This window comes from Limnobacter olei, from assembly GCF_029087225.1.
Taxonomy (GTDB): domain Bacteria; phylum Pseudomonadota; class Gammaproteobacteria; order Burkholderiales; family Burkholderiaceae_B; genus Limnobacter; species Limnobacter olei.
This window is the reverse complement of record NZ_JARFJD010000002.1, coordinates 462,166-487,409: the sequence shown is the minus strand read 5'-3', so window position 1 is coordinate 487,409 and position 25,244 is coordinate 462,166. Positions and strand designations below refer to the sequence as shown.

Annotated in this window: 26 protein-coding genes; 20 read left to right on the top strand and 6 right to left on the bottom strand. The window is 53.6% G+C overall.

The window, feature by feature from the left end; genetic code table 11:
* Nucleotides 1–34 precede the first annotated feature (34 nt).
* The 3 genes from PY990_RS02440 (at nucleotide 35) to PY990_RS02430 (ending at nucleotide 2,466) form a co-directional block, all read left to right on the top strand.
* Nucleotides 35–1,315 carry an MFS transporter gene (locus PY990_RS02440; RefSeq protein WP_275270251.1) on the top strand — a complete coding sequence of 427 codons (1,281 nt, stop codon included), beginning with the start codon at nucleotides 35–37 and terminating at the stop codon, nucleotides 1,313–1,315.
* Nucleotides 1,316–1,409: 94 nt separating this feature from the next.
* Nucleotides 1,410–1,913, top strand: a complete 504-nt coding sequence (gene ssb / locus PY990_RS02435) for a single-stranded DNA-binding protein (RefSeq protein ID WP_171097448.1) — start codon at nucleotides 1,410–1,412, stop codon at nucleotides 1,911–1,913.
* 127 nt (nucleotides 1,914–2,040) lie between these two features.
* Complete coding sequence (locus PY990_RS02430; RefSeq protein ID WP_171097450.1) at nucleotides 2,041–2,466, top strand: hypothetical protein; 426 nt, start codon at nucleotides 2,041–2,043, stop codon at nucleotides 2,464–2,466.
* On the opposite strand, the gene PY990_RS02425 is transcribed toward PY990_RS02430, so the two are convergent.
* Nucleotides 2,463–4,211: an ATP-binding response regulator gene (locus PY990_RS02425; RefSeq protein WP_275270250.1), complete on the bottom strand. Its 1,749-nt coding sequence runs from the start codon at nucleotides 4,209–4,211 to the stop codon at nucleotides 2,463–2,465. The genes PY990_RS02430 and PY990_RS02425 overlap by 4 nt on opposite strands.
* A complete protein-coding gene (locus tag PY990_RS02420) occupies nucleotides 4,208–4,825 on the bottom strand; it encodes a response regulator transcription factor (protein ID WP_275270249.1) in 618 nt (205 codons plus the stop codon). Before PY990_RS02420 ends, PY990_RS02425 begins: the two co-directional genes overlap by 4 nt.
* Nucleotides 4,826–4,956: 131 nt before the next feature.
* On the opposite strand from PY990_RS02420, the gene PY990_RS02415 reads away from it, so the two are divergent.
* Together PY990_RS02415 and PY990_RS02410 are read left to right on the top strand one after the other, a co-directional pair.
* The gene (locus PY990_RS02415; RefSeq protein WP_275270248.1) at nucleotides 4,957–5,616 is read left to right on the top strand and encodes a fumarylacetoacetate hydrolase family protein; all 660 of its coding nucleotides are present in this window, start codon (nucleotides 4,957–4,959) and stop codon (nucleotides 5,614–5,616) included.
* 4 nt (nucleotides 5,617–5,620) lie between these two features.
* Nucleotides 5,621–6,121, top strand: a complete 501-nt coding sequence (locus PY990_RS02410; RefSeq protein ID WP_275270247.1) for a DUF411 domain-containing protein — start codon at nucleotides 5,621–5,623, stop codon at nucleotides 6,119–6,121.
* On the opposite strand, the gene PY990_RS02405 is transcribed toward PY990_RS02410, so the two are convergent.
* Both PY990_RS02405 and PY990_RS02400 read right to left on the bottom strand, forming a co-directional pair.
* A complete protein-coding gene (locus PY990_RS02405) occupies nucleotides 6,096–8,132 on the bottom strand; it encodes an alpha/beta hydrolase (RefSeq protein WP_275270246.1) in 2,037 nt (678 codons plus the stop codon). The genes PY990_RS02410 and PY990_RS02405 overlap by 26 nt on opposite strands.
* 124 nt (nucleotides 8,133–8,256) lie before the next feature.
* Entirely contained in the window at nucleotides 8,257–9,300 is a 1,044-nt protein-coding gene (locus PY990_RS02400; protein WP_275270245.1) for an AraC family transcriptional regulator, read from the bottom strand.
* Between the two features lie 114 nt (nucleotides 9,301–9,414).
* Here PY990_RS02400 and PY990_RS02395 point away from each other — a divergent pair, with 114 nt between their 5' ends.
* The 10 genes from PY990_RS02395 (at nucleotide 9,415) to PY990_RS02350 (ending at nucleotide 20,097) form a co-directional block, all read left to right on the top strand.
* Nucleotides 9,415–10,536, top strand: coding sequence for a fatty acid desaturase (locus PY990_RS02395; protein ID WP_275270244.1), 1,122 nt, complete (start codon nucleotides 9,415–9,417; stop codon nucleotides 10,534–10,536).
* A gap of 222 nt (nucleotides 10,537–10,758) precedes the next feature.
* Nucleotides 10,759–11,070 carry an FmdB family zinc ribbon protein gene (locus PY990_RS02390; RefSeq protein WP_275270243.1) on the top strand — a complete coding sequence of 104 codons (312 nt, stop codon included), beginning with the start codon at nucleotides 10,759–10,761 and terminating at the stop codon, nucleotides 11,068–11,070.
* Nucleotides 11,060–11,749 (top strand): DUF502 domain-containing protein, encoded by a 690-nt coding sequence (locus PY990_RS02385; protein WP_275270242.1) that lies wholly within the window; start codon nucleotides 11,060–11,062, stop codon nucleotides 11,747–11,749. Before PY990_RS02390 ends, PY990_RS02385 begins: the two co-directional genes overlap by 11 nt.
* Nucleotides 11,746–13,551 (top strand): aspartate--tRNA ligase, encoded by a 1,806-nt coding sequence (aspS, locus tag PY990_RS02380; protein WP_275270241.1) that lies wholly within the window; start codon nucleotides 11,746–11,748, stop codon nucleotides 13,549–13,551. Before PY990_RS02385 ends, aspS begins: the two co-directional genes overlap by 4 nt.
* A 20-nt stretch (nucleotides 13,552–13,571) precedes the next feature.
* Nucleotides 13,572–14,081 (top strand): dihydroneopterin triphosphate diphosphatase, encoded by a 510-nt coding sequence (gene nudB, locus PY990_RS02375; protein ID WP_275270240.1) that lies wholly within the window; start codon nucleotides 13,572–13,574, stop codon nucleotides 14,079–14,081.
* A 204-nt stretch (nucleotides 14,082–14,285) separates the two neighbouring features.
* On the top strand, nucleotides 14,286–15,080 hold the full coding sequence (locus PY990_RS02370; RefSeq protein WP_275270239.1) for an endonuclease/exonuclease/phosphatase family protein: 795 nt from the start codon (nucleotides 14,286–14,288) through the stop codon (nucleotides 15,078–15,080).
* Complete coding sequence (locus tag PY990_RS02365) at nucleotides 15,071–16,423, top strand: phospholipase D-like domain-containing protein (RefSeq protein WP_275270238.1); 1,353 nt, start codon at nucleotides 15,071–15,073, stop codon at nucleotides 16,421–16,423. Before PY990_RS02370 ends, PY990_RS02365 begins: the two co-directional genes overlap by 10 nt.
* 25 nt (nucleotides 16,424–16,448) lie before the next feature.
* Nucleotides 16,449–17,459, top strand: a complete 1,011-nt coding sequence (locus PY990_RS02360) for a ligase-associated DNA damage response exonuclease (protein ID WP_275270237.1) — start codon at nucleotides 16,449–16,451, stop codon at nucleotides 17,457–17,459.
* Entirely contained in the window at nucleotides 17,456–19,204 is a 1,749-nt protein-coding gene (locus PY990_RS02355) for an ATP-dependent DNA ligase (RefSeq protein WP_275270236.1), read from the top strand. Before PY990_RS02360 ends, PY990_RS02355 begins: the two co-directional genes overlap by 4 nt.
* Nucleotides 19,201–20,097 (top strand): DUF429 domain-containing protein, encoded by an 897-nt coding sequence (locus PY990_RS02350; protein ID WP_275270235.1) that lies wholly within the window; start codon nucleotides 19,201–19,203, stop codon nucleotides 20,095–20,097. The genes PY990_RS02355 and PY990_RS02350 overlap by 4 nt, the downstream gene beginning before the upstream one ends.
* Here PY990_RS02350 and PY990_RS02345 read toward each other — a convergent pair.
* Together PY990_RS02345 and PY990_RS02340 are read right to left on the bottom strand one after the other, a co-directional pair.
* Nucleotides 20,094–21,509, bottom strand: coding sequence for an ATP-binding protein (locus PY990_RS02345; protein WP_275270233.1), 1,416 nt, complete (start codon nucleotides 21,507–21,509; stop codon nucleotides 20,094–20,096). The two genes, PY990_RS02350 and PY990_RS02345, sit on opposite strands and share 4 nt — an antisense overlap.
* A 14-nt stretch (nucleotides 21,510–21,523) precedes the next feature.
* Nucleotides 21,524–22,210: a response regulator transcription factor gene (locus tag PY990_RS02340; RefSeq protein WP_275270232.1), complete on the bottom strand. Its 687-nt coding sequence runs from the start codon at nucleotides 22,208–22,210 to the stop codon at nucleotides 21,524–21,526.
* Nucleotides 22,211–22,346: 136 nt separating this feature from the next.
* Here PY990_RS02340 and PY990_RS02335 point away from each other — a divergent pair, with 136 nt between their 5' ends.
* The 5 genes from PY990_RS02335 (at nucleotide 22,347) to PY990_RS02315 (ending at nucleotide 25,238) form a co-directional block, all read left to right on the top strand.
* Complete coding sequence (locus tag PY990_RS02335) at nucleotides 22,347–22,856, top strand: Spy/CpxP family protein refolding chaperone (RefSeq protein ID WP_171097487.1); 510 nt, start codon at nucleotides 22,347–22,349, stop codon at nucleotides 22,854–22,856.
* A gap of 96 nt (nucleotides 22,857–22,952) precedes the next feature.
* Nucleotides 22,953–23,729, top strand: coding sequence for a hypothetical protein (locus tag PY990_RS02330; RefSeq protein WP_275270231.1), 777 nt, complete (start codon nucleotides 22,953–22,955; stop codon nucleotides 23,727–23,729).
* A 122-nt stretch (nucleotides 23,730–23,851) separates the two neighbouring features.
* Nucleotides 23,852–24,511: a carbonic anhydrase gene (locus tag PY990_RS02325; RefSeq protein ID WP_275270230.1), complete on the top strand. Its 660-nt coding sequence runs from the start codon at nucleotides 23,852–23,854 to the stop codon at nucleotides 24,509–24,511.
* 83 nt (nucleotides 24,512–24,594) lie between these two features.
* Nucleotides 24,595–24,807 (top strand): hypothetical protein, encoded by a 213-nt coding sequence (locus tag PY990_RS02320; protein ID WP_105028126.1) that lies wholly within the window; start codon nucleotides 24,595–24,597, stop codon nucleotides 24,805–24,807.
* Between the two features lie 8 nt (nucleotides 24,808–24,815).
* Nucleotides 24,816–25,238 (top strand): GNAT family N-acetyltransferase, encoded by a 423-nt coding sequence (locus PY990_RS02315; RefSeq protein ID WP_275270229.1) that lies wholly within the window; start codon nucleotides 24,816–24,818, stop codon nucleotides 25,236–25,238.
* The last annotated feature ends 6 nt before the right edge of the window (nucleotides 25,239–25,244 follow it).

Here is a 25,244-nt window from a genome sequence, read left to right as displayed (position 1 = left end):
AAGGGTTGTTCAAGCCCTTGAATTTCAATCACACATGAGCCGCAAGACCGTGAGCCATACTGCAGCCCCCGATGCTTTCAAAATGCTGCCCTCCGAGCGCAAAGCCGCAGGGTGGCTGGCCAGCATCTACGCGTTGCGCATGTTTGGCATGTTCATGATTTTGCCCGTGTTCTCCCTGCATGCTGCGGGTATGCCCGGTGGTGACAATTTAAGCTTGGTGGGCCTGGCCATGGGTATTTATGGCCTTGCACAGGCGTGTATGCAAATTCCCTTGGGTTGGGCCTCAGACAAACTGGGTAGAAAGCCCATTATTATCGGTGGCCTGTTGCTATTTGCTGTTGGTTGCTGGTTGGGCTATGTGGCCGAAACAGTAGAGCAGCTGGTGTGGGCGCGCGCCTTGCAGGGCGCTGGTGCCATTTCAGCAGCTCTGTCGGCCTTGCTGGCCGATGTAACCCGCGATGAAGTGCGCTCCAAAGGCATGGCCATGATTGGTGCCTCCATTGGCGTTACTTTTGCTTTGTCGCTCGTGTTTTCGCCGGTGTTGTACAAGTTTTTTGGCTTAAGCGGGCTGTTTGCCATGACCGGTGTGCTGAGTATTCTGGGCATTGGTGTGGTGATTTGGCTGTTGCCCACCCCCAATTTGGCCGATCAGGAAGCCAAGCTCAAGGGCAGTTTTGCCGATGGTTGGGCCGTGCTTACCCAGCCCGATTTGCTGCGTCTGAACCTGGGTATTTTTACCCTGCATTTAACGCAAATGTCCCTTTTTGTGGTGGTGCCCAGCCTGCTGCTCAGCAGTCTTGAATTGCCACTGGCTGAACACTGGAAGGTGTATTTGCCGGTGGTATTGGGCTCGTTTGTGCTCATGGTGCCACTGATGGTGTGGGCCGAGAAAAAAGCGAAAACCAAGCAGGTTAAACTGGGTTCAATCGGCCTGATGGGTGCGGTGCTTTTGGGTTTCGTGTTGTTTTCAAACCAAGGCTGGGCGCTGGTTGTGCTGTTACTTGCCTACTTTGTGGGCTTTAATTTGCTTGAGGCTACCCTTCCCTCGTGGGTGTCACGAGTGGCACCCCTCAGTCACCGGGGTTTGGCTTTGGGTGTATATAATACTTCTCAGGCATTGGGGCTTTTTGCAGGTGGCGCTTTGGGCGGGCTTGCGTTTCGCCACCTGGGAGCGCAAGGTGTGTTTGAGGGTGCGTTGTTGCTCGTGGTTGTGTGGTTATTGTTAGCCATGGGCATTAAAGCTTTGCCCCCCCGCGCAGCCACGGTGGCCGAAGTTCAGGTACCTGCTGATGGCTCAACAAGTCCACTTGCTTAGTCACGCTTGGCAAACTCAACTCAGCGCGCCAATAAGTAGTCTCGCTCAAATGCATTTCAATACGTATTCAAGAATTTAAGGAGCAATTCATTCCATGGCCTCAGTAAACAAAGTAATTCTGGTTGGTAATTTGGGCAAAGACCCCGACGTGCGCTACCTGCCGGATGGCGGTGCTGTAGTTAACCTGGCCTTGGCCACGTCGAGCAGCTGGAAAGACAAAAACACGGGTGAAAAGCGCGAAGAAACTGAATGGCACCGTGTTGTAATTTATGGCCGCCTGGCGGAAATTGCAGGCGAGTACTGCAAGAAAGGCCGCTCGGTGTACATTGAGGGGCGTTTAAAAACACGCAAGTGGCAAGACCAGTCGGGCGTGGACAAATACACCACTGAAATTATTGCAGATCAGATGCAATTGCTGGGTGGTCGTGAGGGCGGTGGTGGTGGCGGTGGTTCATCCATGGGGGCAGGCGATGATTTTGATCAGTCGCCAGCGCCTAGCCGCAACTCGGGTGGCAGCAGCATGCGTTCATCTGCACCTGCACCGCAGCGCTCAGCCCCACAAAGCGTAGCCGATCTGGATGATGACATTCCGTTCTGATTGTTGTTTTGCAGTAACTCCAAAAAGCCTGTCGCCTTTTTAGGCACAGGCTTTTTTTGATTCCGGCTTGCTCTACCCAGTAAGCCTCAGTATGCTAATTGCAATAAGTAACGTTGCAGGGGGCTACATGAATTACAGGGTTGTTTTGCTGAGTGTGTTCTCGATAGCTTTTTCTGCCGCCGTTCATGCGGACACCGCATTGCCTCAGGAGCACCCGCTGGTGGGCTTGTGGCGAATCAATCTACCTGAACAAAACTGCGCTGAAATCTACGACATTCGTACCGATGGCACCACCCAAATTCTGAGCGGCGGACAGGTGGTGCAAACCCGGTATGACATCAGCTTGCGGCCAAATGCGCAGGGCTTCTACACTTGGGTCGACACGGTGGTGCAGGTGAACGACCAACCCGATTGCATGGGTCATAAAGTGCCGAATGGCAATGTGGCCACCAATTACATCGTGATGCATGCCACGGGCTCCAAATTCATGATGTGCCAGAAGGCTGAGCTTGACACCTGCTTTGGTCCTTTTTTGAAAGAGGCAGGTATCTAGGGTTTACCAAGCAAGTGTGTCAGCAAGGTTCTCAACTTGGCTGCACTCAGTGGTTTGTGAACCAATGGGAATCCTGATGACCGAGCTTCGCGAATGCGCTCGGGCTCGGTGTCACCAGTCAGAATGGCGGCGGGCACTGTGCCCCAGCGGGCCTGAATGGCTTTAATGGCCTGAACACCCGTTTCATCGTGTCGAAGGCGATAGTCGGCCACGATCACATCGGGCACAAATCCACTCATCTGCATCAGTTCGAGTGCTTCCTGTGCGGATTCAGCGGTAACCGCGGCGCAGTCCCAACGTTCCAGCATTTCGGCAACACCCACTCTCAAATTTGGATCGTCATCGATAAACAGCACAGTTTTGTCTCGCAACCCCTGGTTTGGGCTTGGCTGTACAAGTTGGTCAGGTGTTTCGGTTTGAATTTTTCCGAGGGGTACCGTGACTGAAAACACAGAGCCGCGACCCACAGTGGAATTCAGCCTGATGGGGTGTCCCAGCAAACCCGCCAGGCTGCTGGCAATGTACAAACCCAGGCCTAGTCCTTTCTCGCGATCTCGCTCGGGGTTGTCCAGTTGCACGAATTCCTTGAAAACCTTCTCGTGTGCCTTGTCTGGAATTCCAATGCCTGTGTCATGAACCTCAATCCGGACATCGCTTTCCTGTCTTCTGCATCCAATCAACACACTGCCTGCTGGCGTGTATTTGATCGCGTTGGACACAAAGTTGCGCAGTATTCGTTCAAGCAAATTGGGGTCGCTATGCACACAAAGCCTGCTTCCTACAAAACGAATGGAAATACCCTTGCGGTCTGCTTGGGCACAAAAATCGGTTTGAAGCACATCAAAAATCGATTGAATCGGAAAATGTTTTTTGTCCGGAGTAATTGCCGCAGCATCAATTTTCGAAAAATCGAGCAGGGCATTCAATAAGGTCTCAAGTCCTCGACCGGCAGCACGAATACGGTTCAGCATCACGGTGGCCGGCGTGTCCTTGAGATCTTGATCAAGTACATCGACAAACAGTTCAATGGCCTGCACTGGTTGCCGAAGGTCATGGCTTGCTGCGGCCAAAAACCGTGTTTTGGCCAGGCTTGCCTGCTCAACAGCCTCTTTTTGATGGGTCAGTGCCACCACAAGGTCGGCGTTTTGGAACCGCAGTCGCATGGTTTCAAGCAAGTTTCCCTGCAAGTTGCGGCCATACAGAATATTCACCAACATGAAGGTGAGTGAAAGGGTGCCAAGAACGACGTGAAAACCATCCAGCTCGGCGAAGCAGCGCAAGGCGAACGGGCTCACGGCAGGCACTGCAAAGGCAATATAAGCTGGAAGATGGCAGCTGTGGGATGAAACCGCGCCCGCTGTCATGCCGCCCAAAACAATCACCAGCGTCATGAGCACCAGTGGAGTGTCTTCAAAAAACAGAACACCCATGCTTCCCCACAGCAACCCTGCCAACGCGGTGAGTGCTGTAGCCACGTATATCCAGCGATTGGCGTCATAATCGGTGCCCAGTCGCATAAAGTATTGACGAATCTTCCAGCGTGCGAGGCACAACAGGTAGACCAGCGCCGTCCAGCCAAGAAGTACGGAATGCGCAACTTCATTCCAAAGAATCACGGCGACGCCTGTGGCAGAAACCAGGCTGCCGATCAGCACGAATGGCAGGTGTTCAAAAAGCAGGCGCGTCTGTTCTTTAAGAATGAGTGGTTTGTACTGATCGTCGTTGATGTTCAGTGCGGCGGTCACAGCAAACCCTTGCGTTTGGCCAATATGGCTGCTTCGGTTCTTGATTTTGCGCCCAAGGCTCGAAATACGCTGGCCACGTGGCAACGCACTGTGTTCTCGCTCATGCTCAGCGTGCGTCCAATTTCCTTGTTGGAATGTCCTTCGCACAACTGGGCCAACACCTCGACCTGCCGCGGCGTGAGGTGATAGGTTTGGTCCAGCCGAATGCCAACTCCTTGTGAGTTGCTGATCTCGGGGGGTATGTGGTGTTCGCCGTTGATCACTTTTCTGAGACCATTCAGCATGTCTTCCGCGCTGCCGGATTTCGAGACAAAGCCTTGGGCGCCACTGCGTATTCCCTCCGCAATTGCGCGTTGGTCTGCAACGCCGGAAATCAAGGTGATTGGGCTGGTGGGGAAAGCCCCCTTTAATGCATGCAGACCCTCCAGTCCTTGAAGGCCTGGTAACTGCATGTCCAGTAAAACAAGATCAAATTCGGTGATTTGCTTGGCGATTTCTATTGCATCCTGAACAGTGCCGCATTCGTGAATATCAACAGTTTGGTCAAGCCTCAGTAATATGTGGCGTAACCCTTCGCGAAACAGCAAATGATCGTCAACAACAAGTAATTTCATGCGGTGAGTTCGATTTTTTTTGATGGTGACAAATTCAGGTACCTTGCGCAACTGAAATCGTCTCGTCCTTATGGACGAGACTTTGACTTGATGCACAATTGAAAGATAAACGCTTTAAACAGGACACTTCCATGCCTCACATTGCCTTGTTGGCCCAGCAAACCAAAGCAGTACAGGTTCGTAATATTTTCTGCATCGGCCGAAATTACGCTGCGCACATTGCCGAGTTGGGCAATCGCCCCGAAGAAGATCCGGTGGTGTTTATCAAACCCACCTCGGCTTTGCATCCGCCGGGAACACCCATTGTTTTGCCTGCGCATTCCGGTGATGTTCACTACGAGGCCGAGTTGGTGTTGCTGGTGGGGCAGGGCGGGAAAAATATTGCCGAGGACAAGGCATTGAAACACATTGCTGGCTACGGCCTGGGCTTGGACTTGACTGCGCGGGACCTGCAAACCAAAGCCAAGCAGGGCGGCTTGCCCTGGGCTGTGGCCAAGGGTTTTGACTGTGCGGCCACAGTGACGCAGTTTGTGCCCGCTGAACACATTGAGCACCCGCACAGTATTGAGTTTCAAATGCATTTGAACGGGCAAATTCGCCAACATGGCGATGTCCGAAAAATGCTGTTTCCTATTCCGTTCATCGTGCGTTATTTAAGCCAGGTCTTTACCTTGCAGGAAGGTGATCTTGTTTTCACCGGAACTCCCGAGGGCGTTGGGGCTCTAAAAAGCGGCGATCAACTTCGTTTGGTGCTTCCGGGCTTGATCGATACTGAATTCAAAGTGAGTTGATTCAATGAAAAAATGTCGTACGAATTATTGGCTGGGCGCTTTGCTGGTAGCTTGCTCGGGCGTGATCTCTGCTTGCAGTGACAAGCCGGCAGAGATGGCCCAGCAAGGAGACAATTTCGTTGAGGTGTGGAAAACACCCACCTGTGGTTGTTGCTCGGAGTGGGTTGAGCACCTGGAGGAGAACGGCTTCACCGTGAAGGTGAATGATGTTCAGAATACCGATTCATTCCGCGCCGCTTTGGGCATGCCACAGCAATATGGCAGCTGTCACAGTGCCAAAGTTGCGGGCTATGCCATCGAGGGGCATGTGCCCGCTGGCGATATCAAGAAGCTGTTGGCCCAGAAGCCTGCTGACGTGGTGGGTTTGTCCGTGCCAGCCATGCCCATGGGTTCGCCTGGCATGGAACACCCTGATTACCCCAGCAAACGCGCCGAATACAATGTGTTGCTGGTGAGCAAACAGGGTGAAATCAGCTCATTTACACATTACGAAGCTCGCCCTTAGCACCCCGCTTGCGTTTGAATGCCAGTAAGCAGATCACCAACGCTGTCAGGCCCGGCAGTGTGGTTGATCCGCCGCCTCCCGAGGCGCTTCCCGCGTTTTCTGTGTTTCCCGAACCTTCGTTGGGGTCTACTTCGACGGGTGTTCCTGTGTCAGAGTCGGAAAGCTGAAGCTCACCTGCCAGTGCCTGAAATTGAAAGTCGGTCAGCTGCAGTTGGGTAGGGCCAACATGAATCAATTCCAGAGCGGCCAAATGTTCAAAATCCACGCCTTGAAAGCTGGCCAGCGGTAAGCGAACCATGTTCAGCAAGGTTTTTGCACCTTCGGTGTTCAGTGGGTCTCCAGGTGGCAAATAAAGCGCGTTTGAATAGCTGGCGACATCGACTACGGTGCTTTGCCCAAAGGTGTCGGTAAGCATGGCACGCATGTTGGGAGCCGTTGCCAGAGGATTATTCTCGGCAGCCTTGACTGGTATGCCAACCCTGAAGGTCAGGCTGTCATAAGAGGTCACGTCCAGATCATTCAGCTGGGTTTTGAAGCGTGATTCACTGTTGTCAGATTCCAGATAAAGCTGGCCACTGGTGGCCCAGGTGCGCAGGCTTGGACAGCCGGTCGAGTTCACGGTGCCCGATTCATTTCGGGTTGAGCAAAACTCAAAACGATCTGTGTCACTTGTGCTGTTTGCGCCGCCCAGCTGGTTGTTTGTCAATGATGTTGCGGTGGCTGTGTTGTCAATTTCAAGGCGTTCTTCCTTGGGTGTTTGTATGGTCAAGTGCACACGTTCATCACACCGTTGCCCCGCATTGGCCGAACCCACAGGGCAGGCGTCGGCGGGCAGGCTGGCCATGCCTGACCAGTAAGATGAGAATTGCGTTTCATTGCCCAAGAAAAGACGAAAGAAAGAAGACATCAGGAATTCGCCATGTCGACGTTGGTCAATGGGGCTGTCACGTCCACTCGTTTCAGCAGCACTGTCGCACCAAGAGTCACTGTTGGAATAATCATCCCCAGACCATGTGGTGTTGTAGAAATTGTGGTTTGCGCCCATGGTGACAAGTTGAAACTTTCGACTCGGTGTGGTTTCCTCCAGATTGCGGCTTTCGTCATACATGAATGCGCCTTGCAGGTTGGAAACATCCCCGTCGCAATAAGGCAGCAATACCGCAAAGGTGGCGTTGGGCGCGGTGATGATGTCGAAGTTGGTCGGGGCCAGGGCAAACACAGCACTGATATTGTGTGGCTGGTTGAATGCGCTGCCAGCTGGCGTTACTTCACCTACTTCCAGTGTGGGGCCACGTGCCTGGTTCACACTGAGTGAATGCGTTACGCCTTGCCCGCCGCGGGAATGGCCCATCAGGCCCACCTTGCCCATGTCGATTTTGCCCCGCAAACTGGCCAGCAGGTAGGGTTCGTCCAGCTTGCTGTAAAAGCCCGTCCGGTTGATTTCACGCAAAATATCGAGGTGGTGCAAAATTAATTCGGATCGCGCCTGAACCCCTGCATCACCGGCCAAATCTTTGTCGTTCACATCGTTGGCATTAATGGATACCACTACATATCCGTGTGCAGCCAAATTTCTGGCCATGTAATCGTAGCCTTTGTAGCTGTCCACCGATTTCACCACGTTCAGTGGCTGGCCGAGTACGCTGGGTAGTTCAAGATCACATTCGCCAGTGCTCAAAAATTCGGTTCCCAAATAGCTGCAGGTTACGTGGCGGCCATGCAAATAGAGCACCACTGGAAAGGGTCCATCTCCGTCCAGTGGGTAGCGCACCAGTGCATTCACGTCTGCGTTGTAGGCAATGCCTTCGGGGTCGGTGACGATGATCTGTGAAGATCGATAATCCAGAGGTTCGGACACACGAGAGGTCCCTGTCTGGTCGCGCACGCTCGGAGCGATGTCCTGTTGTTGCAAATTGCTGCTTGCTGCACCAAATGCAATCAGCCCACCCAGTGCAAAGGGCAAAACAAGTGCACAGGAGAGAAAGAATCGTGTAGGTTTATTACTTAGCATTGCACCAACTCCAATCAAAAGTAATCAAGTTGCCGTCGGAAAGACTTGGCATAAAGTAGATTTACTTTTGTTGCAGTGCAAAACCCGTGCCGTGTTTGTAGGTACGTGGCTCTACGAATGTTAATTATCTTTCGCGTATGTCGCTGGGGCTTTTGCCAAACCAGCGTTTGCAGGCCCGGCTGAAGGCTGAGGCATCAGAGAACCCCAGGTCAAGTGCGATTGCGGTAAGCGAATCCTGACTTTGCTTCAGGCGTCGTGTGGCTTCGCTCTGCCGAATTTCGTCCACAATGCTGGCCAGGTTGGTCCCTTCCTCTGCTAACCTGCGCTGCAGATTGCGGGCACTCATATTCATGAACGAAGCAGCTTCTTCAATGCTGGGTGCGCCTTGTTGCAGGCGGTCGATAACCCAGTGGCGTATTTTCTTGCTGGCACTGCTTGCAGGCTTGAGTCTTTCAATTGCTGCCTGGCTGGCTTGGTCCAAGTGCTCCGCTATTAACGGGTTGGCACCTTTCAGCCGGGTACGCACCATGGCAAGTTCGTAAACAATGCGCATGGTATCGCAACCAAATTTCAGTGGGGCTGCAAAACTTTTCTCAAAGAAATCCAAATTGCTGACTTGCGGGGCAGGGCGGCTGAGTTCAACCCTTTGTGGCACAAGGCTGGGGTCGCCAAGGCCTTTGCCTGCATTGGCCAGCAGGCACAAAAAACCATCGGTCGATTGATGTGCTGGTTGCGCACCTTCCCTCAATTTCAGCTCAACAACAAATTCATAGTCGGTGCTCAGAAGCTCAATTTCGCTGGCGTCGGTCACCAGATCGACAAATCGGCGCATTCGGCCAAAAGCCTGTTCCAGGGTTTCGCTGGCCATTACGCTCAAGCCCACAGCATGAAAAGTGGCAGGGGTAATGTGCCGAATGGCCTTGATGCCCAAGGTTTCGTCGCCAGTGGCCGCCACTGCTTTTTGCCAAAGCAGGGTGGTTTGGGGCACGGGGTAACGTGCTTCGGGTTCGTCCAGCAGGGAAAAGTCCAGCCCGGCCTCGCTGAACAAAGCCTGTGCATCGCAGCCTTGGTGTTCAAGTTCGCGGGCAAGGCCGCGCATCCAACTGGCCAGGGCCGTTGGGATGTTGCTGGCTGGGTTAGACGCTTTGTGGGTCACTTTACTGGTCATTGAGTGCTTATTGTGGCGTCGAAGGTCATAAGCTTGTCGTTTCAGAACAAGCTTTACTGCGCAACACCAAGCATACTTCAATCATCAAAAGCCAAATCATAAAGAGGCAAGAGTATGTCAAGTTTGAGTGAAAAGCTGATGAGCCAGCCGGCCAAGGCCGAAGGTGGTTCAAGAATCAAGCAGAACAGTATCAATACGCAAGACCAAAAGCGCATTGCAACCATCAAAACAGCGGTGCTTGCTGAAGGCGACAGAATTCGCGCCAAATACCCGATTCTGCAGCATCAAGACGCCATTGGCATGGCGATTTTGCTGTTCTCGATGGCGGGCGCAGTGTTGACTGGTTGGGCTTACCTGGAAGGTGTGCTGGCCTGGTATGTGACCATTCCGGTCATCGCCATATTCCTGAGCTTTACGCATGAGCTGGAACATGACCTGATCCATTACATGTATTTCCGCAAGAACAAGTTCATGCATAACCTGATGATGGCACTGGTGTGGATTTGCCGCCCCAGCACAATCAACCCATGGTTGCGCCGCCACCTGCACCTGCATCATCACAAACATTCCGGCACGGAAACTGATCTGGAAGAACGTGCTATCACCAATGGCGAGCGTTTCACCCCCTTGCGCTTGCTGATGATGCTTGATCTTGAACTCAGCGTGGTGTTGCGTATCCTGAAAGTGCCCAAGCACCTGCGCTTGAAAGCACTGATGCGTGGTGCAATTGGCAACTTCCCCTTGGCCTCTGCTTTCTACATTGGATGGCACGCCTACGTGGCTTACTGGGCGGTGGAGGCTGCAGCCTGGGCCGTAGGTTACAGCGTGCCTTGGCCCGCATTTGTTACACCTGAGCTGGTGGCTACCGCCAACACTGTTGCAGTGCTGATTTTTGCACCCAACCTGTTGCGTTCATTCAGCATCAACTTCATTAGCTCGAACATGCATTACTTCGGCGACATTGAAGACGGTAACTTCGTGCAGCAGTGTCAAGTCCTGAACAGCAAGTGGTTCATCATTCCCCACCTGTTCTGTTTCAATTTCGGCTCCACCCACGGCATTCATCACTTCGTAGTGCGTGATCCTTTCTACATTCGTCAGATGACTGCCAAGAAGGCGCACGAAGTGATGCGTGCAAACGGTGTGCGATTCAACGACCTAGGTACCTTCAAGCGCGCCAACCGCTGGTCAGCCAAGGAGCAGGGTCAACAAGAGGCAGGATACCAGGCCGCCTAAGAGCCTGTTGATCCAAAACCGCTCTTTGCTAGAGAGGGGGCGGCGTAGTTCTAGTGTCATTGGCTGAATTCATGATTGGGGCAGCCTACTCCGTCGACACGAAGAGCGCTTTTCGAAAGGAAAGCGCTCTTTTTTTGTCGTTGAAATTCAGGATGTTGGAGTTCTTGAGCCTTCCATCTTATAATGGGGAGTTTTTCGTTTGTATTTGCAGGTGTAGCGGAAATGCCTATTTATGCGTATCGCTGTGAAGCGTGTGGCTTCGAAAAAGACGTGTTGCAAAAACTGAGCGATGCCCCCTTGACCCAGTGTCCAAGTTGCGGGCAGGCCAGCTTTGCGAAGCAGGTGACTGCGGCGGGCTTTCAATTGAAAGGCTCCGGTTGGTATGTCACTGATTTCCGGGGCGGCGGCGGTGCATCGTCGGCCGCTGCTTCGACTGCTTCGTCCACCTCGGAAAAGCCGGCAGCGGGTGCAGCAACTGCTGCGTCAAATGCAAGCTCCCCATCAACCACGGCGTCAAGTTCAGATGCCAGCTAAGCCGTCGGTCAAGTTGCCTGAACGGGTATTGAACTCGGACATCATCAAGAAATACCTGCTGACGGGGTTGTTGATCTGGGTGCCCTTGGGTATCACCTTGTGGGTATTGGCCTTGGTGGTGGGTTTGATGGACCAAACCCTGATGTTGCTGCCCGATGCGCTGCACCCCCGGGTGTGGCTGGGTGTGCATATTCCCGGGCTGGGTGTTATTTTGACCCTTGCTGTGTTGTTGGGCACGGGGGTGTTGGCGGCCAATTATTTCGGGGCTTGGTTATTCAAGGCCGGTGACTGGGTACTGTCGCGCATTCCCTTGTTCAAAATTGTGTACAACAGCGTCAAGCAGGTGTCCGATACGCTGTTAAGCTCATCCGGCAAAGCGTTCACACGTTCGGTGTTGGTACCCTACCCACACCCTGGGGTGTGGGTCTTGGGTTTTGTGACCGGCACACCGCCGCCCAGCTTGCTGGAAAACCTGAATGATCAGGGGCCGCTGGTGTCGGTTTACGTGCCCACATCGCCTAGCCCTGCCTCGGGATACGTGATCATGGTGCCCGAAAAATTATTGCGGCCGTCCGGTTTGTCTGTGGACGAGGCCTTGAAGTACATTGTGTCTTTGGGGGTGGTAACACCTTCTGATGACGTGTTGGATCAACCCATTAAAAAAGACTTACATTCATGAAAATGCGTACTGACTATTGTGGCAATGTGTCACAGGCCTACTTGGGTCAAACCATTGCCCTGTGCGGCTGGGTACAACGTCGCCGAGACCACGGCGGAGTTATTTTTATCGACCTTCGCGACCGCGAGGGTTTGGTGCAGGTGGTGTGTGACCCCGACCTGGCCGATGTATTTTCCACCGCAGAAACTTTGCGCAACGAGTTTTGTGTGCGTGTGGAAGGTCTGGTGCGTGCTCGCCCGCAAGGCACTGAAAACAGCAACCTGAAAAGTGGTGGCGTGGAGGTGTTGTGCAAAGGCCTTGAAATTCTGAATGCCTCGGTCACGCCTCCGTTCCAGTTGGATGATGAGAATTTGTCTGAAACCACTCGCTTGACCCACCGGGTTCTCGATCTGCGCCGTCCGCAAATGCAGAAGAACCTGATGCTGCGTTACAAAGTGGCCATGGCCATTCGCAATCACCTGGATGCGCAGGGGTTTGTTGACATTGAAACACCGATGCTGACCAAGAGTACGCCTGAGGGCGCGCGCGATTACTTGGTACCTTCCCGTGTGCATGCTGGCGAGTTTTTCGCCCTGCCGCAGTCCCCCCAGTTGTTCAAACAAATGCTGATGGTGGCTGGTTATGATCGTTATTACCAAATCACCAAGTGTTTCCGCGATGAAGACCTGCGCGCCGACCGTCAGCCTGAATTCACCCAGGTGGACATTGAAACCTCATTTCTGACCGAGCAAGAGATTCGTGATTTGTTTGAGGACATGATCCGCAAGGTGTTCAAGCAAACCATGGATGTGGAATTGCAAAACCCCTTCCCGGTGATGCCCTACAGCGAAGCCATGGCGCGTTTTGGTTCAGACAAACCCGACCTGCGCGTGAAGATGGAATTCACTGAACTCACCGACATCATGAAAGATGTGGATTTCAAGGTGTTCTCTGGCCCGGCCAATACGGACAATGGCCGTGTAGTGGCGCTGCGTGTGCCGGGTGGCGCTGAAATTCCGCGTTCCGAAATTGACAACTACACCAAGTTTGTGGGCATTTACGGCGCCAAGGGGCTGGCCTGGATCAAGGTGAATGAACTGGCCAAGGGCCGCGATGGTTTGCAGTCGCCCATCGTGAAAAACATTCACGACACCGCCCTGAATGAATTGCTCAAGCGCAGTGGCGCAGCCGATGGCGACATTCTGTTCTTTGGTGCTGACAAAGCCAAGGTGGTGAACGACGCCATGGGTGCTTTGCGCCTGAAGATTGGCCATAGCGAATTTGGTCAGAAAGCCGGTTTGGCGCAGGGGCGGTGGGAGCCATTGTGGGTGATCGACTTCCCGATGTTTGAACTGGACGAAGAAGCCGGTCGCTGGGTGGCTTGCCACCACCCCTTCACCAGTCCCAAAGACGGCCACGAAGACTACCTGACTACCGATCCTGGCAAATGTATTGCCAAGGCTTACGACATGGTGTTGAACGGTTGGGAGTTGGGCGGCGGTTCAGTGCGTATTCACAAGGAAAAGGTTCAGAGCAAGGTGTTCCGTGCGCTGAATATTTCTGAAGAAGAAGCGGCAGCCAAGTTTGGTTTCCTGCTGGATGCCCTGCAATACGGTGCGCCACCCCATGGTGGTTTGGCCTTTGGCCTGGACCGCATTGTGACCATGATGAGTGGTGCAGAGAGCATTCGCGACGTAATCGCTTTCCCGAAAACACAGCGTGCGCAGTGCTTGTTGACCCAGGCCCCAAGCCCTGTAGACGAAAAGCAGTTGCGTGAGTTGCATATTCGTTTGCGGCAGACCGAACCCAAAAACGTGGCTTGACCACGTAGGGCGGCGCAGTTTTGAGCGGTCATAAAATCCCTGTGTCGGTGCTGGTCGTGATGGTCAGCCCGGACGGGGATTTTTTATTGATAGAACGGGCTGACAAAGCCGGTTACTGGCAATCGGTGACCGGCAGTCTCGATTTTCCAGATGAATTGCCCTTACATGCGGCTGTGCGTGAGCTGGCCGAAGAAACCGGGTTTGTGGCCACGCCTGTGCAGTCACCCACTGTGGTGGATGCCAAACCTGATGAATTGTTGCAACCCGGTGTGCTTAGGCCGTGGCCACACAGTTTGCAGTACGAAATTTTCGAACATTGGCGTCATCGTTACCCGCAAGGTGTTACCCACAACACCGAGCATTGGTTCTTGGCCTGTGTGCCTGTCGAATTTATTCCCAAGTTGGCTGCCGATGAGCATGTTGGGTATGCCTGGATGAATGCACAAGAGGCAGCGGGCCGCTGTTTTTCACCCAACAATGCACAAGCCATTCTTGATTTGAACTTAAAGCTTCAGGCCGGGCTGGCCTGAAAATACAAAGGGGCCGCGAAGGGCCCCTTTTTTCATATACGGTATGTAGCTACTGCTGGAAACGGTTTTAAACTGCTTTAGAAGGTTCAATATTTACAAATTGAGTTTAGGGGTAACCCTAATTGGGGGGCAATACCCTGTGTTTGTGACATGACTTGAATTGACTTGGTAATTTACCGATCTATTTTCTAGGTATTGCATGTAATGCGACTTCGAATTGCGACCTACAACATTCACAAAGGGGTGATGGGCCTGCGCAAGCCTTCCCTGACCATTCACGCCTTGCGCGAACAAATTCATGCCATGAATGCGGACCTTGTATTTTTACAGGAAGTTCAGGGTCGGCACGATCGCCATGCGGGCAAGTTTGAACATTGGCCCGAGGGCGGGCAACACGAGTTTCTCGCCCAATCGCCCTCTGCGATTGACAACCTGTTGGGCCATGCCAGCCAACAATACTTCACAGCTTACGGCATGAATGCGGTGTATTCGCACGGGCACCATGGCAACGCCTTGTTGTCGCGATACGAAATTGAATGGATGCTGAATCAGGACGTGTCAGACCACCGGCTTGAGCAACGTGGTTTGCTGCATTGCTGCGTAAAAACTCCAGCAGGCCCCATTCACGCCATGGTGGCGCATTTTGGTTTGCTGTATCGCAGCCGTGTACGGCAGGCCAGCAAACTGATTGAGCATGTGGGTACGCATGTGCCCGCTGGCATGCCTTTGGTGGTTGCGGGCGATTTCAACGACTGGCAGCGCCGCTTGGGGCCAATTTTGCAGCAAGGCTTGCAGGCCGAGGAAGTCATGCCCCTAGGCAAACACAATCGCCTGGCCCGTGTGGGTAGTTTCCCAAGCCGGTTTCCTTTGCTGGGGCTTGACCGCGTATTTGCCCGTGGTTTTAAGGTTCATGAGGCCACGGTGCTTCATGGGTCTGCTTGGGCCAAGTTGTCTGACCATGCGCCATTCGTGGTCGACCTGGAGTGTGCATGGTGTTGAACCTATTGCCAGCAGCCGCGCCCGAGCGGGAGGGCAATGCGGTTGAGTTGTTGGTGGGCGGCGAGCAACTGTTCCCAAGAGCGTTGAATGCCATCGAGCAAGCCAGGCATGCCGTGCGCGTCGAAACCTATATTTTTGCAAACGACTCAATTGGCGAAGCATTTTGTGAGGCGATGTGCCGTGCCGCAGCACGCGGGGTGAATGTGCGCCTGGTGCTGGATGGTTTTGGTGGACAGGAAGGCGCGCGCACATGGGTGCCCACTTTGCAGCAGCATGGCGTGCATGTGCGGGTGTTTCGACCTGAGGGCGTGTTGTTCAAGCTGAACCCGAAACGGCTTCGTCGCATGCACCGGAAAATCATTGCTGTCGATCACGACATTGCTTTTGTGGGTGGCATTAACCTGATTGATGACTGGAATCATGAAGGGGAACGCGATGAGTTGCTCAAGGCAACAGAGCGCGCGCGACAGAAACGGGAACCGATTTGGGGCGCTTCAGGTGGAATGCGCGAGCAAGCCATGGTGGTGAACACCGATTTGCTGGATCAAAAAACCTTGGGGCCCCGCTATGACTTTGCTGTGCAAGTGCAAGGCCCTGTGGTTCTGGATGTGTGGCACAACATGGAGTGGCTGTGGCTCCAAATTGGCCCGGGCGGCCGGGTGACTGATACTTTTAGTTCGGCTTGGTGGAAGGAAAGGGTTGAACAGTTACAAGAGGCAATGGCCCGCCAGCGCGCAACGCCCAAACCCAAAGCAGCGGGCAAGGTAAAAGCCCAGCTGGCTGTGCGCGACAATTTTCGCTTGCGCAGGCGAATTGAGCGCGCCTACGTGCAGGCCATTGGCAATGCGCAGCGCTCAATCATTCTGAGCAATGCTTATTTTTTGCCCGGCCGCAAAATACGCAAAGCCTTGTTGGCTGCGCGTGCGCGCGGCGTGCATGTTCAACTGTTGTTGCAAGGGCGAGTGGAGTATCGCTTTCAGCATTACGCCACGCAAAGTTTGTATTCGAGTTTGTTGAGTGCAGGGGTCGATATTTATGAGTATTTGCCCAGCTTTCTACACGCCAAAGTAGCAGTGGTGGATTCCAACTGGGCCACGGTGGGTTCATCCAACTTGGACCCATTGAGTTCTCTGTTTGCACGAGAGGCCAATGTGATTGTGTATAACCGCGAGTTTGCAAGTGCGCTGCGCGAAGAACTACAAAAATCCATTCAGAAAGACAGCCGCGAAATTCAAGCCCATGAACACGCACAGCGACCTTTGAAAGAAAGGGTGTTCAGCTGGCTGTGTTATAAATTAATGCTCTTGGCTGTTTTTCTGGGTGGTTTTGGCAGCCGGTATTAGTGCTTGTTCTTGAAGGTTGTGCAGCATGGATTTGGTGGTGAGTCGCCCCGAAGGTTTGTATTGCCCACCGGGCGATTTTTATATCGACCCGTGGCGCAAGGTAGACCGCGCAATTATTACCCATGCGCATGCTGACCATGCCCGTGTTGGCCACAACCATTACCTGTGTGCTGCGCCCGGCGAAGGTGTATTGCGTACCCGCTTGGGCAATATTTCTCTGGACACCTTGCCTTATGGCACAAGCACCGTTCACAACGGTGTGAAAATTTCGCTGCACCCGGCGGGTCACGTGTTGGGGTCTTGTCAAATTCGGCTGGAGTACCAAGGCCATGTGTGGGTGGCCAGCGGCGATTACAAGGTGGCTCCCGATTTAACTTGCGATGCATTCGAACCGGTGAAATGCCACACCTTCATCACAGAGTCTACCTTTGGCTTGCCCATTTACCGCTGGCGTAGCGACGCCGAAATTTATGCCGAGATCAATGCCTGGTGGGCTGCAAATGCAGCACTGGGCAAAGCCAGCGTGTTGTACGGCTATTCATTTGGCAAGGCACAACGAATACTGGCGGGTGTTGATTCAAGCATCGGCCCGATTGTGTGCCACAGTGCTTGCGAGGGGTTGAACAAGGCCTATCGAGATGCGGGTGTGAAGTTGCCAGAAACATTGACCGTGAGCGAGGTACTCGATAAATCCATTTACAAAACCTGTCTTGCCATTGCACCGCCCGCTGCCCAAGGTGCAGCCTGGATGAAGCGATTTGGCAATGCGTATTCCGATGCATTTGCATCGGGCTGGATGCAGTTGCGCGGCGGGCGCAGGCGCAGCAATGTAGACCGGGGTTTTGTGATGTCTGACCATGCAGACTGGCCCGGCCTGATGCGTGCAATCGGCGCCACTGGTGCGGAACAGGTGATTGTGACTCACGGCTATGTTCAGGTGATGGTGCGCTGGCTGCAAGAGCAGGGATTGAATGCACGTGCCTTCGTGACTGAGTATGGCGGCGAAGGAGAAGGCGAACAGGAGCCTGCCGCATGAAGCAGTTTGCAGAATTGTTCGCTGAACTGGATGGCTCTACCTCAACTTTGCACAAGGTGCAGGCCTTAAAGCGTTACTTTGAACATGCGCCTGCTGAGGACGCCGCTTGGGCTGTGTACTTCTTGTCGGGTGGAAAACCCAAGCGCACTGTGCCCACACGGACACTGCGGGAGGTTGCCTTGCAGGTGAGTGGTTTGCCCGATTGGTTGTTTGAAGAGAGCTACCAGGCGGTGGGCGATTTGGCAGAGACAATCGCGCATGTATTGCCGACCTCCTCTACAGTGCCCAGCCAGTCGCAAGGATTGGCCTGGTGGATGCAACACCGAATTCTGCCCCTGCGCAATTTGCCCGACGAAGATCGCATTGCGGCTGTGCAAAGCTGCTGGAATGAACTGACCGCCACAGAGCGATTCCTGTTTGTGAAACTGGTGGGAGGTGGATTTCGAGTGGGGGTGTCTAAGCTGTTGGTGACCCGTGCCTTGGCTGAGCTGGCTGTGCTGGATGCCAAACTGGTGGCCACTCGCATGATGGGATTTGCCGATGCAAGCAATCAACCCACCGCAGAGCAGTTCAGTGCCTTAGTGGCTGCAACCGTGGATAACAGCACAGGGCAAGACCCCGGCCGTTTGGGGCAACCCTTGCCGTTTTTTCTGGCGCATCCCTTGCAGGAGGAACCTGAAAATTTAGGTGCCGTTGACGACTGGTTGGTGGAATGGAAATACGATGGCATTCGCGCCCAAGTGGTGAAAGAAGGTGGGCAGGTGTGGGTGTGGTCGCGCGGCGAGGAGTTGGTTAGCGAGCAGTTTCCCGAGTTGCAGGCCGCGTTTGCAGAATGGCCAGACGGCTGCATTCTGGACGGTGAAATTTTGGTGTGGCAAGGCGATGCGCCGGCTGGGTTCAATGCTTTGCAAGGGCGTTTGAATCGCAAAGTGGTTAGCAAAAAATTGATGGCCGATGCGCCGGTTGTTTTTTTGGCTTACGACCTGCTTCGGCTTCATGGCGACAACATGGTGAATCTTCTTCAGCGTGAGCGTCGAACTGCGCTGGAGAAATTTCATGCTTCACACCATGAACAAAGTACCGTGAATGCCATGCCGCGTTTGTTGTTGTCGCAAAGTGTGAAAGCACCCAACTGGGATGCATTGAAACTGTTGCGCGAAGAGAGCCGTGGGCGAGGTGTGGAGGGTTTCATGCTGAAGCACTTGGAGTCCAAATACGGAGTTGGGCGCACCAAAGCCGATGGCTTGTGGTGGAAATGGAAAATTGATCCAATGACCGTGGATTGCGTGTTGGTGTATGCCCAGCGGGGCCATGGCCGCCGCGCAAGCCTTTACACCGATTACACCTTTGCCGTGTGGGAAACACCGCCCGCCTCGAAGGCGCAAGCGCAAGAGGTGGCACAGGCGATTGCGAACGGTGAGAAAGTGGAAGACACCGTCGCCCGTGGTTTGCCCCGTTTGGTGCCATTTGCCAAGGCTTACTCTGGCCTTACCGATGAAGAATTCAAGGAAGTGGATCGAGTCATTCGCAAACACACTGTGGACAAGTTTGGGCCGGTTCGCACTGTGGTGCCAGTGCTGGTTTTCGAACTTGGATTCGAAGCAATTTCCCGCTCCACTCGCCACAAAAGTGGGGTGGCCGTTCGTTTTCCACGTATGCTGCGCATTCGCCATGACAAACCTTTGCATGAAGCCGATCACCTTGCCGTGCTCGAAGCTTTGTTGCCCCCGGAGAATGCAGTTTGAATCCCGAAAACAGTCGCTTGCTCGGCATTGATTTTTCCAGCAGCCCCACCAAGAAAAAGCCGATTGCTGTGGCTGTGGGCCATTGGCAAGGCGCTGTGCTGGCGGTTGATGAACTGATGTCGCTGACCACGCTGGGCGAGTTTGAAACCCTGTTAAAAGAGGGGCCGCAGGCGTTTGGAAAATTCGAGCGCGCAGCCGGGCCTTTGGAACAGTTGGGGTTTGTGGCTGCGATTGACATGCCGTTCGGTTTGTCGCGCAAACTGGTCGAAGGTTTGAAGTGGCCAGGTGCCGGGCGTACCGACTTCAAGGCCTGGGAAAATCTGATCAGTTACTACAGTGCGCTAAGCCGCGAGCAAATTCGCGCCACCTTCAAAGCCTGGTGTGATGCACGGCCTGCGGGGCATAAGTTTGCGCACCGCGAGTGCGATGGCCCTGCGGGCTCCTCGCCTTCGATGAAGTGGGTGAACCCGCCGGTGGCCTACATGCTGCACGCGGGCGCACCGTTGTTGATGAAAACAGGCGTTCATATCCCAGGCATGCAACGTGGCGACCCCACACGCGTGGCCTTGGAAGCCTACCCCGGCTACCTGGCTCGCAAGGTATTGAACCGCGCCAGCTACAAAAGCGATGATCCGAAGAAAGACACAGCGGATCGCCGAATGGCCCGTTCCGAGCTGCTGTGTGCTTTGGAAGAGGGCATGTTGTTCGGTATCAAGGTGCAAGTGCGGCCTTATTTGCGCGCGAAGTTGCTTGACGATGTCAAGGCCGATCACCTGGATGCAGTGTTGTGTTGCTTGGTCGCCGGGTGGGCTGCAAAACGAGCCGATTCCAATTTCGGTTTGCCCAAGTTAATCGATCCTGTGGAAGGCTGGATAGCGGGTGTGACGCCCTAAGTGCCCTTGCCTGGCAATTCAATGCACACGAGCAAGCCGGTCGGCGCACAGTTGCGTGCGCCAAGTACCCCATTCACACGCTGAATCGACTTCTTGGCGATTGCCAAACCCAGACCATGGCCTGAGTGTTCTCCATGCTTGAAAAATGGAGTGAACAGTTTGGGCAGCAGCGCGGCGGGCACACCCGGGCCTTGATCCCTGATTTCAATGCGCAACTGTTTTTCCTGAAGCGAACAATCGATGCTCACGGCTGTGTTGGCTGGTGTGTGCTTGATCGCATTGCGAATAATATTGTCGAACGCGCCTTGCAGGCTTTCAGCATCGCAGTTCAAACGCCATCGTTTTACCCGGCTGTTGAACAACACTTGTTTGTTCTGTTGTTCGGCTTCAAATTGCGCGTCATCCACCACGGCCAACAGCAATTCAATCACATTGTGTTCGCGGTTGCTTTCCGGGTTTTGCTTGGAGTCGAGTCGAGACAGGTTGAGCAGTTGTCCGATCAGGTTGTCCAGTCTTTCTGCCTCGGTTTCAATGCGGCTCAAGCTGGTGTCCAGCTGTTCGGGGTTCTGGCGGGCAAGGCCTACGGCCAGATTCAGGCGTGCCAATGGCGAGCGAAGTTCATGCGACACATCATGCAGCAGGGCTTTCTGTTGTTCAATGCGGGTTTCAATTTCTTCAGCCATGTGGTCAAAACCACTGAGTAATTCCCCAATTTCATCGCTGCGTTTTTTACCGGTTTTGTGGCCGTTTGAGATGCGCACACCCAATCGACCCTTGCCCGCTTCCCTGAACGCATTTTTCAGAGTGTTCAACGGCCTGCTGAATGTATAAGCCAATACCCCGGCAAATAAAAGGCTGGCCAAAAACGCGGCAAACAAACCCGCGCCGGGGAGGGGTGGAAGTGGCGGCTCGAGCGCCTCACGTTGCTTGCGCTTTTCACTGTGAGTTTGTTCGGGTTCGCCAGTGTTTGGATTGACAGTATTTGCTGGTTCTGGATGGCGACGATTGCGTGGAATGAAAAGAATCCATTGCGACTGATCTTGTGCGGTGACTCTCAAGATACCCTGCTCGGTTGGCTCGTTGTTGTTGAACAAGGCGGTAATCCGTTGCTGAATATTCTCAGGCACCTCGCGGCTTAAAATCTCCTCGCCTTCGCTCGACACCGCAAACACCGGTATGGCGTTGCCGGTTCGCTGGCGGTTGCGGTCCAGCAGGTCCCGCAGGGCATCGGGCCCTTTGCCTTCGAGTACTTCTTGAATGGTCTCCAGCATGAACTGTGCGCGCGGGCCTTCAGCAATGTCGCTGCTGGCGGGTTTCTCCCGTATCAGGTATAACGCTGTCCCGGTGGCCACAGCCGCAGCGATCAGGCACAACCAAAAACCAAAGAAGAATTTCCAGAACAACTTGCCCATGAATGCAGCCCTGGCTAATCGAGACTGAGCTGATAGCCCTGCCCGCGAATGGTGTGGAGGGTCAAGGGCAGTCGCTCGTCGTTCAGATTAAGCTTGTTGCGCAGGCTGCTTAAGTGCACATCAATGCTGCGGTCAAACCGCTCCAGCGGGCGACCCAATCCCTGCTCACTCAGCACCGCCTTGCTGACCACCTGGCCTGCATGGCTGGCCAAAACCTCCAGCAAATTAAACTCGGCACTTGTCAGCTCTACCTCGTTGCCGTGTAACAGCACCTTGCGTTTGGCGGGCTGCACCTCCAGTGGGCCCAACTGAAGAGCCTGCTTCGGCGCATTGTTGGAATCACTGGCGCGCCGTAAAATTGCGCGGACACGGGCCACAATTTCACGGGGCAGGCAAGGTTTGGGTACGTAGTCGTCGGCACCCAGCTCCAACCCCACAATGCGGTCAATATTGTCGCCCCGCGCAGTCAGCATCAACACTGGGGTGTTGTACTTCAGGCGAATCTGTTTCAGGGTTTCAAGCCCACTTTGCTGCGGCATCATGACATCGAGCACCACCAGTTGGTATTGATCGTCAGCCAGTTTTTTTAAACCCTCAATTGGATTTGCGCAATGCTCTGCCTCAAAGCCTTCACCGCGCAAGTATTCGCACAGCATTTCGCCCAGTTCAATGTCGTCGTCGATATGAAGTATTTTCGTCATGGCTTCAATATTACTAGGCAGCCTGGGTTGATGCGCACTTGTTTGCAAACGCTTTACCCATCTTTACACAGCTTACATCCTCGTTTACAAGCCGGTTTTGCACAATGCAGTTGTCCATTACACAAGGAGTAGACAAATGAATGTATCCAGATTGACCATCCAGAAAATGATTGCTGTCACTGCAATGGCCATGGCGATTCCCATGAGTGCGTACGCAGGTCATCACGAGGAGGGTGGCAAAAAGCAACATTCAGAAATGCGTCATCACCACAAGCATGGCGGGATGGGCATGTTGAAACAGCTTGATTTGACTGAGGCCCAACAGGCGCAGGTGAAACAGATTATGGACAAGCAAAGGACCGAAATGAAAGCAGCCATGAGCGATCGCCGTGCACACCGCGAAGAGATGAAATCGATTGTTGAGCAAGACACATTCGATGCTGCCAAAGCGGAGCGACTGATTGCCCAGCAACAGGAACAGGAACGTGCTACCAAATTGAGCATGCTGCGTACCCAGCACGAAATTTATAAGGTGTTGACTCCCGAGCAGCGCGAAAAGGCCAAAGTGATTCGGGCCGAATGGAAAGAGAAAATGAAGGATCGCTACAACAAACGCAAGGCGGAGAGTGCAAGTAATGCCATGTAATACCTGAATTTTGTAGGTACTTTCCCAACCACCTTTTGAAGTATCCCAGTAGTAGCACTTTTGCCCCTATACTGTTCCAAAAAAAGGAGACAGTTAATGGGGCATTCTTTTATTCGACTCGCATTGGCCTGCACTTTGACAGCAGCCGGCACTACAGCAATTGCAGCCCCTCCGGGCTTGCTCATGACCTATAGCTTCGACAGTTTGTCGGGCAAGTTTGGTCAACCACAGGAAATCAAGGCCCGATCCTTCACCTTGGGTGCAACCCTGGTAGGCGAGGGGTATCGCGCTTCCCTGTTTGTGCCCTACATTTCACTGGAAGGTCCTGGTACCCTGGTGGCAGGCACGGTGACAGGTACCAATGGCCCGGCACGTCGCAGTGAGCAAGGCTTGGGTGACATGGTGGCCACATACACTACCGATATTATCGGCGGCATTCAAACCAAGGGCTTTGCCATGTCGGCAACAGGCTTGGTGAAAATTGCAACTGGCAATGAAGACCGGGGGCTTGGCACAGGCAAGACAGACTACGGCATTCAGACTGACCTGGCCTATCGCTTTAACAATGGTTTTGGACTGACCGCAGTGCTGGGTCGGCAGTACTACGGGGATACCCCTGAGCTCCCTTTGCTCAATGGCAACTACGCCACCGTGGGCGTGAATTTCCCCTTGGGTGATTCTTTGTTCATCAACCTGACCACCTCTCAGCGGGATGAACTGCTGGCAGGCACCGAGAAGCGCAAGGAAAGGGCAATTTCAGCCGTGTATGCGCTGGACACCACTTCAGCCCTGCAGTTTGGTTATACCAAAGGCCGCAGCACGGCCAGCCCAGACGATGTTCTGTCCGTCAGCTACGTGTCACAGGTTGAATAAAATCAGGATATAGATTCTGGTGATCCTGAGGTGATGCAAAAGCGTCACCTCGGGCTCTCCCCAATGCCACTTCATGCTGCGCTGCATTAAAATGAGGGCCTTGACTCCAACAGGCGAACACCGTGTCCAAAGACCTTTCACACCTTCTTGATGCCAACCAAACCTGGGCTGCGGCTCAAGTGGACAAAGACCCCGAATTTTTCAAACGCCTTGAGAATCAGCAATCTCCGGAGTATTTCTGGATTGGTTGTTCCGACAGCCGTGTGCCAGCCAACACGATTGTCAATTTGCAGCCCGGCGAAGTTTTTGTACACCGCAACGTGGCCAATCAGGTGTTTCATGGCGATTTGAACGGCCAATCGGCCACGCAGTTTGCAGTGGAGTTTTTGAAGGTGAAACACATCATTGTGTGTGGTCACTACGGCTGCTCGGGCGTGCGCATGGCCATGCGGGGCGACAGGGTGGGTTTGGCCGATGCATGGGTTCGTCCCATTCACCAGTTGGCGCGCAGACACGGGCTTGTTACTTGCGACGCAGCCCTTGAGCAGAAATGCCATGATCAACTGTGCGAATTGAACGTGATTGAACAGGTGAAACATCTGTGCGAGAGCACCTTGATCGAGGATGCGTGGGAGCGCGGACAAGACCTCACGGTGCATGGTTGGTTGTATAGCCTGAAAGATGGCATTGTGCGAAACCTTCAAATTTCCATCTCGGATCCCAAAGACCTCGACAAGATTTACAACGAGGCAGTGGCTGCGTTGAAAAAGCGTTACAGCTGATCGATTCTTGGTCTAGAATGAGGAAATAATTCAAGCGTTTGTTTGAATTGTGGGTTCATTTAAAATTCTAGGAGACGATTTACATGGCTTTCTCAACCCAATCCAAACTGGGCGATTTGCTGGACAACCCCCAAACCGCAGCAATTTTGGAAAAACACATGCCCGGCATTTCCACACACCCGCAAATCGGCATGGGCAAAGGTTTCCCATTGGCTGTTGTGGCCAATTTTTCTGGTGGTTTGATTACCCAGGAAATGCTGGAAGCAGTTGATGCTGAATTCGCCGCATTGGGCTGATCGATTCGTTGATTCGGATTGACTGTTCCAGTTGGTTGATCAACGGCGAGTGGGCCAGTTCCATTCGCCGTTCTGTTTTTGTTCAAGAGCAGGGCATTGATGAATCCGAAGAATGGGATGAACACGACTCGGTTTCTACACATGTGCTTGCTTGGCTAGGTGGCACGCCTGTGGGTACAGCAAGGTTGTTGCCTGAAGGAAAAATTGGCCGTATGGCGGTACTCCCTGAATTCAGAAGCCAGGGAATAGGTAGCGCCATGTTGCTGGCTTTGCTTGCAGTGGCCAAAGAGAACAATTTGCCGCAGGTGCGCCTGAGCGCGCAGCAGCAGGCGATCGAATTTTACAGTCGACATGGATTTGCACCGTGTGGCGATGCTCACATGGAAGTGGGAATACCCCACCAGTGGATGGTGCGAAACCTGACAACATAAAAAAGG

Bases quoted from the DNA above. Each gene is read 5' to 3' on its own strand.
- PY990_RS02440 (WP_275270251.1), top strand. From the start codon at position 35: ATGAGCCGCAAGACCGTGAGCCATACTGCAGCCCCCGATGCTTTCAAA.
- ssb (WP_171097448.1), top strand. From the start codon at position 1,410: ATGGCCTCAGTAAACAAAGTAATTCTGGTTGGTAATTTGGGCAAAGAC.
- PY990_RS02430 (WP_171097450.1), top strand. From the start codon at position 2,041: ATGAATTACAGGGTTGTTTTGCTGAGTGTGTTCTCGATAGCTTTTTCT.
- PY990_RS02420 (WP_275270249.1), bottom strand. From the start codon at position 4,825: ATGAAATTACTTGTTGTTGACGATCATTTGCTGTTTCGCGAAGGGTTA.
- PY990_RS02415 (WP_275270248.1), top strand. From the start codon at position 4,957: ATGCCTCACATTGCCTTGTTGGCCCAGCAAACCAAAGCAGTACAGGTT.
- PY990_RS02410 (WP_275270247.1), top strand. From the start codon at position 5,621: ATGAAAAAATGTCGTACGAATTATTGGCTGGGCGCTTTGCTGGTAGCT.
- PY990_RS02405 (WP_275270246.1), bottom strand. From the start codon at position 8,132: ATGCTAAGTAATAAACCTACACGATTCTTTCTCTCCTGTGCACTTGTT.
- PY990_RS02400 (WP_275270245.1), bottom strand. From the start codon at position 9,300: ATGACCAGTAAAGTGACCCACAAAGCGTCTAACCCAGCCAGCAACATC.
- PY990_RS02395 (WP_275270244.1), top strand. From the start codon at position 9,415: ATGTCAAGTTTGAGTGAAAAGCTGATGAGCCAGCCGGCCAAGGCCGAA.
- PY990_RS02390 (WP_275270243.1), top strand. From the start codon at position 10,759: ATGCCTATTTATGCGTATCGCTGTGAAGCGTGTGGCTTCGAAAAAGAC.
- PY990_RS02385 (WP_275270242.1), top strand. From the start codon at position 11,060: ATGCCAGCTAAGCCGTCGGTCAAGTTGCCTGAACGGGTATTGAACTCG.
- aspS (WP_275270241.1), top strand. From the start codon at position 11,746: ATGAAAATGCGTACTGACTATTGTGGCAATGTGTCACAGGCCTACTTG.
- PY990_RS02370 (WP_275270239.1), top strand. From the start codon at position 14,286: ATGCGACTTCGAATTGCGACCTACAACATTCACAAAGGGGTGATGGGC.
- PY990_RS02365 (WP_275270238.1), top strand. From the start codon at position 15,071: ATGGTGTTGAACCTATTGCCAGCAGCCGCGCCCGAGCGGGAGGGCAAT.
- PY990_RS02360 (WP_275270237.1), top strand. From the start codon at position 16,449: ATGGATTTGGTGGTGAGTCGCCCCGAAGGTTTGTATTGCCCACCGGGC.
- PY990_RS02355 (WP_275270236.1), top strand. From the start codon at position 17,456: ATGAAGCAGTTTGCAGAATTGTTCGCTGAACTGGATGGCTCTACCTCA.
- PY990_RS02345 (WP_275270233.1), bottom strand. From the start codon at position 21,509: ATGGGCAAGTTGTTCTGGAAATTCTTCTTTGGTTTTTGGTTGTGCCTG.
- PY990_RS02340 (WP_275270232.1), bottom strand. From the start codon at position 22,210: ATGACGAAAATACTTCATATCGACGACGACATTGAACTGGGCGAAATG.
- PY990_RS02335 (WP_171097487.1), top strand. From the start codon at position 22,347: ATGAATGTATCCAGATTGACCATCCAGAAAATGATTGCTGTCACTGCA.
- PY990_RS02330 (WP_275270231.1), top strand. From the start codon at position 22,953: ATGGGGCATTCTTTTATTCGACTCGCATTGGCCTGCACTTTGACAGCA.
- PY990_RS02320 (WP_105028126.1), top strand. From the start codon at position 24,595: ATGGCTTTCTCAACCCAATCCAAACTGGGCGATTTGCTGGACAACCCC.